Here is a 5,861-nt window from a genome sequence, read left to right as displayed (position 1 = left end):
TAAACAAAATATTAAAAGTAAATGAAAAACTTTTAAACGAAAGAATAAAAAAGAAACAAGATAATTTAGAAGTTAAAGAAGTAGAACCTAAGACAATAACTTTTAATAAAGATGAATCTATTTATTCTAGTATTGATACAGCTTTATTTAAAGAAACAGAAAGTAATATTCTTACTAATTCTGCAGATGTTGTTTTACCTATAATAAAAGCTTTACCTAAATACCAAACCTACCTTAAAAATTTAAAGAAAAGTTTAACCGATACATTTGGTAAAACTTTTAGCGTCTATCGTTTAATGGATAGAAATGATTTTAAAAAACTTGCTTACAGTAGTAAAGGAATAGACAAACCTTTATCTGTATCATTAGACTACACTATTACTAATAAAAGTTCATGGGTAATGGGTAAAACTAAATTAGAAAGAGAAACACAAGCACAAAATGAATCTATAATATTTCCCGGCTCTTTAAAAATTAATGACCCTGTACTTGTTCGCATGGAAATAGATGCTAAGTCAGTTTTATTTAAAGGTGATAAAAATTTATCAGAAATAATTATTGATGGGACAAAAGTAAATACTAAAAATGTAGAATTAATAAAAGATAATAAAGGACTTGCAAAGAAAAAATTAACAGAAGATAGTAGAGTTCAATTAGAAACATATCAGCTTGATTTAGAAGGTCTATTAACTAATAAAGATGTAAATGCTCTTATGCAATATAGAAGTATTGAGCCTATGCTTGAAAATATATACAAGGAAATTGGAATTTGGAAAGCTGTTATAAAAAATGAAAAACCTAAATCAGAAATTGATGCTAAAACAGGAGCAGTAAAACCTATTAAAGAAGAAACAGTCGTTAATTATAATGACCACATTAATAAATTAATTGATACATGGATTGCAGAAGGTTCAAAAAATAACTTCATCGAATTTTTAAATACACTACCTAGTCGTAAATCACGTTTTAAATTTCCAGAAGAACAACAACCTGTAAAATCTTTTATGTTAGTTCCTTGGATTAAAGATAAATTAAATTTATTAAAATCAAAAGATACAAAATATATTAGTGATGATTTAAAATTACTTACAGACCTTACTAAGTACTTAGCTAAAGTTGATACAGTAGTTAGATTTGACAGAGACTCACATCGTGCAGTAATGGATGTAATAAGAGCCGCAGAAAATGGTAATATAACTGCTGTACAAACTCTTGCCATGAAAGTTAATGGTTTTAAAATTGTTGATTGGATTTTAGATAATGGAAAAATAAATTATAAATTAGAATTAATTCCATTTAAAGCAGAAAGTTATAGGAGTATTCCATTAAAATCTACATTAATAAGACAGCTTGAACAATATACACCTAAATTAAATAAATCTAGTGGAGTTTGGGAATGGCCTAATATGCCAACAGAACTTCCTCGAGTAGCAGAAGCAGGAAAACTACACGCAGTTACATCATTAAAATTTGAGGGTAAGCAAGGTTTGTTTGTAGGTAAATTAAAAGGCGAAGAATGGTTAAGCCATCAACAAAAAGAATTTACTAAATTAACTACAGACATTGAAAAAAAATTAAATGTTAAATTAACAAATAAATTAAGCGAAGACCCTGTAGATTATAAAGGTACTATACCAGACCCAGATTGGACAGCTACTTTAAAAGGTGAATGGCGTATAACTGAGTATCAAAAAGGTAAAGGTAAGTATAATAAAGTTGTAACAAAAGTTAAAGTTGACCCAGTGCCAAAAGATACAATGGCAACAGAAACAAGAACATCTAAAATTATTGAGATAGAAGATTTAAAAAATGTTGTCTTTGAAAATAAAAAAGTAGAAGCAGTTAAACAAGACCTTCTTGACCCAGATGCACAGTTACTAGCAATAGAACAAAAACGTATAGAAAAAAATGTTAGTGAAGGTGGTGATGTTACAATTACTAGTACAAGAACACGCAAAAAAATAACTAACGAAGAATTAGATATAGTTAAGAAGAGAATAAAAAAATTAGAAGAGATGGCTGAAACTGCATTGCAGACTGTGTCCTATGTTGATAAAGTAGCAGAGCATATTACAGGTCGTTTTGGATTAAGTAAATATGAAGTTCTCGCAGATTTACAATTAAAAGATGGAACTCCTAAATATAAAGATATATCTGATAAATATTTAGATTATTCTTCGTGGGTTATACCACCTCGTTTAATGAAAGCACATCCTTTTATACGTTACTTAGCTCAAAGAGTAGGTGACCATATGAATAAAATAGATAGAGAATTAGAAACATTTCTTTTTTCGCCAGTTGCTAGAACACTTAAAGTTGGAGAATTTGATAAAGAATCTAAAGGAGGTGTATTTAGTACAGGCAAAGTAAATATTGGTGCTACTCTTTTAAGTAGAAGGGAATATGTCAGAACAAAAGCGGGAATGGTAAGTCAAATTGTTGATTTAGCTACGTCAAAAGAAATTGTCAATGGTAAAAAAGGATGGGAACGTGCTGATGAAATGATACAGGTAGCTTTTAAATTACAAAGAGATAAAAGTGCATTAGCAGAAAAAGAAAATTTACCCTATGATTTAAAAAATAAAGATGGTACATTTAGATATGAAGTAACAGATTTAGAATTAAAAAATACTTATAAATTAGATGCAGAACAAATATCAGCATACCGAACATTACGAAGTAGATTAAATGAAGGGGTAAATGTATATAACGGACAGGCAATAAAATATAGTCAATTAGAAGGAAATAATGCAAGTGAAGTAGCGATTAATGCGATACCAAATTATATACCTAGTATGTTTTTTGGTGATGCTCGTATATTTGTTAATAAAAAAGGAGAAGTTGGTAAAGCTCAAAATGGTGAAATAGAATGGAAAGATTTAGAAATTTTAGAAGCCATAGGAAAGGATAATTTAATATCGGCACAAATATATGTTCGTTCAAATAAAGAGTTTAAAGAAAAATACCCTAATGCAAATATATATTTTAAAATAGAAGGTAAAGAAAATAACAGAATTTTAACAAAAGATAGGGGTGGTAAATACGATGTTACTATTTTTATGAAAGATAGAGAAAAGACTAAAGGTACATCTCCTTATGAAGCAACCAGTCAATTTTCAGAAGCTATTTTATATTTAACTCGTGTAGGAAAAAAAGCACAAGCAGAAAGTTTAAAGCAAGCAAGAAAAGAAATATTAGCAACAAGAGGTTTTCCTATTCATAAATTAAAAAAATTTGGTGTGCATGGTGCAATGGGAGAAAGAGTAGGTAAAAAAGCTAACTACAAAGATGTAGATAATTTTGTTAAAGCTATGCAAGCATATACAGAAGGATTACTTCGTACAGCACATGGATTTGAATTTAGAAATGATACTGCGGGAAGAAATGGTATTTTAAATTCTAAACAAATGGAATCTTATGGAAACGTAAAAAATTTAAGTTTACGAATAATTGAAAATGCTACAGGAAAAACTACTGGGAAATTTGAAAAAAAAGCTAACAAAGTACTACGAAAATATTTTGGCGAAAAAGGATTAGATAAATTTTTTGGAGCAGGTAATGTATTTGGATTAAGCACAAGTTTATTATTTTTTAATATTAGATTTTTACAATCTCAATTTATACAACCTTACCAAATGATGATTCCTAAACTACGTTCACTCATTCGTCAAAAGAAATTATTTTCTAATAACCCGAATGGAGAAGGTCTACTTTTAGATGGGGTTTTGCGTTCACAAAAAAGAATGTATAGGCCAGAGAAAGAAGATTTTGAACTTATAGATTTTTTACATAGCCAAGGTGTTTTAGAAGCAAAATTCTTTCAAGAGTTTTTAGGTAAAGATGCTATGAGTACTACGGGAAAAGGGGTTTGGAATTTTGCTTCAAAACTTACTATGAAATCTTTTGTAGGGCGAGCAGAATCATGGAGTAGATTACAAGCGGCAATGATGGTGTACCATACACTTCGTTTAAGTGGAAGAAGTAAAAAATTTTCTCAAATGGAAGCCGCACATATAGCAGATGTTTACATGGTTCAATACGCATTACATGATAGGGCTTTAATATTTGGTAGTGCAGGAATGGGTGTATGGGGTAAACCTCTTGGATTATTTAAAACATTTCAATTTAATTATCTATCTCAAATAACAGAACATGCTCTGTTTGCAGTAAAAGGAATAAAAAAAGCAGTTAAAAAAGAACAGTCATGGAAAGATGCTCTTAAAGATGCGGAAAGTACTGTTTATTTTGTAACATCTATGGTGGTAACAGCAGGTTTGTATGGAGTTATTGCAAAAGAACAAGCCGATTCTTTACTAAGAGTACTTGGATACCCTACGCTAACAGAAACTTTAGCTGAATCCGATTTACCTAATTATTTATTATGGGGTATACCTTCTGCTGTACAAGGAATTGATTTAACTACAACTTTATCAGCACCGGGATTAGGTGCAGGTGATTTTTTCTCTGCTGTATCATTAGATAAACTAGGATTAAACCCATTAAAAAGCCCCATTTTACTTGGAAAAGGAAATAAAGGTCTTGCCCAAGGTGTTTCTGATTTAGTATTGAAGGGGGCTTTTGGGGGAAGAGTTACAAGATGGGAGATGCAAAATTTTTGGAAAAGTTTAACTCCTAATTCTTTTCATGGTGTAATAGAAGGATACTATAGTGCTAAAGACCCTACATTTGATATTAGAAAATGGGGAGAATTACCTATTCAAAGTGAAAATAAAAAGTATGGTGTAATAAATAGGGATATAAAAGGTTGGATTGCACGACTAATGTCTTCTCGTACTTTAGAAGAAGCTCGTTTATTTAAAGTAGGATACGCAGTAACTTTACTTGATAAAAGATTAGATAAAAATATAGACACTATAGTTATACAAGCAGCAGATGCATCATTAAAATATGGTTCTATTCCAGAGTGGTCATTTGAAGAAGCTAAAAAATATAATATAAGACCAGAAGAATTTGCTAAAAGAGTTAAAAGTAGAATTAAATTAGTTACAACTACACTAATGGATAGATGGAAAGTTAAAGAAATAACAGGAAGAAGCTTATTAAAAAAAGATATATTATCCGGAGTAATGAATACTAAATCTAAATATAAAGGAAATGGAGTTATGCTTAATATAAATAATATTACACTATCAAATCCAAATTTTGGAAAAGAAAGAGTAAATACAAATACCCCAAGCTTTGGCGTTCCAAGAAATTAACATGGCTGAGTGGGAAAAAGAAATAGCAGAATTAAAAACAGATGTCAAATATATTCGTGAGGATATAGGTATGATGCAAAAACAAGTAAGAGAATTAAATACAACGTCAAACATGGGTGTTGGTGGGCTTAAAGTATTCCTAATAATAGGTACAATACTTGGAGCTATATGGACATTCATGAAAATAACTGAATAGGAGAAAATATGAAACTATTAAAAGACCTTTGGGAACACTTGAAAGAATGGAGTGAATGGAGCATGAAGGACTGGATTAAAGCCGGTATTGTTGCTCTAATAGTTATTGTTATACTAGGAGCAATTTAAATTAATGTTAGGTTTATTATTAAAACCCTTGCTCGGTGTTGCCGGGCAAGTGGTATCCGGTTTCATAGAAACTAAAAAAGCTAAGGCTGAGAATAAATTAGTAGAAATTAAAGCAGCTACAGCATTAAAAGAACAGCAGATAGCCGGAAAAGTTTCATGGGAAGCATCAGCAGTAGACCAAATGAAAGGTTCGTGGAAAGATGAGCTAATTTTAATTTGCCTATTGGCTCCGGCAACATTAGTCTTTTTCCCCGGAATGACAGAACATATTCACAATGGCTTTATTGCCCTGCAATCACTTCCGGATTATTATAAACA

General features: G+C 30.5%; 3 protein-coding genes. All 3 read left to right on the top strand.

Annotated features, from left to right (window positions below; translation table 11 throughout):
• Positions 1 to 5,219: hypothetical protein (locus B2U95_RS10145; RefSeq protein WP_296315863.1), on the top strand; the 5,219-nt coding region annotated here is incomplete at its 5' end.
• 1 nt (position 5,220) lies between these two features.
• On the top strand, positions 5,221 to 5,415 hold the full coding sequence (locus B2U95_RS10140; protein WP_296315861.1) for a hypothetical protein: 195 nt from the start codon (positions 5,221 to 5,223) through the stop codon (positions 5,413 to 5,415).
• Between the two features lie 132 nt (positions 5,416 to 5,547).
• The coding region (locus B2U95_RS10135; protein WP_296315858.1) for a hypothetical protein at positions 5,548 to 5,861 on the top strand (314 nt) is incomplete at its 3' end.

This window comes from Winogradskyella sp. UBA3174 (assembly GCF_002364335.1).
Classification (GTDB): Bacteria; Bacteroidota; Bacteroidia; order Flavobacteriales; family Flavobacteriaceae; genus Winogradskyella.
Note: the sequence above shows the minus strand (reverse complement) of the source record. Positions and strands in the feature narration are given on the sequence as shown.

Bases quoted from the DNA above. Each gene is read 5' to 3' on its own strand.
- B2U95_RS10140 (WP_296315861.1), top strand. From the start codon at position 5,221: ATGGCTGAGTGGGAAAAAGAAATAGCAGAATTAAAAACAGATGTCAAA.